Source organism: Oleiphilus sp. HI0117, assembly GCF_001635235.1.
This window is the reverse complement of record NZ_LWGA01000477.1, coordinates 1-294: the sequence shown is the minus strand read 5'-3', so window position 1 is coordinate 294 and position 294 is coordinate 1. Positions and strand designations below refer to the sequence as shown.

Genomic DNA, 294 nt, shown 5'->3' with positions numbered 1-294 from the left:
AAAGCCAATCGATGAATCTGAAATGTCTTCAAAAAAGTTAATCGTCACATCATGCAGCCATAGTTTTTCCCGAACGAATGAAAGGTTCACAAAGTTCGACTCAGTTTCTGCGTTCGCCTCGGGAACCAAGTGTGTGCGTCCTACACTAATACTAGCAACCCCATCAACAAACTGGCGTGACACACCAACTCCTAGCTGTATACGATCATACTTTTCGCCACCATCAGCATCCAGCATCACTTCGTATGCTCCGGTCCAATTCATCGAAGTTATAGAGCTGATTTGATGTGTAAC

1 protein-coding gene is annotated in these 294 nt (G+C 44.2%); it reads right to left on the bottom strand.

What is annotated here, in order from left to right; translation table 11 throughout:
• Window positions 1-264, bottom strand: a 264-nt coding sequence (locus A3757_RS05435; protein ID WP_156506199.1) for a hypothetical protein, incomplete at its 3' end; no start/stop codon positions are given.
• Window positions 265-294 lie beyond the last annotated feature (30 nt).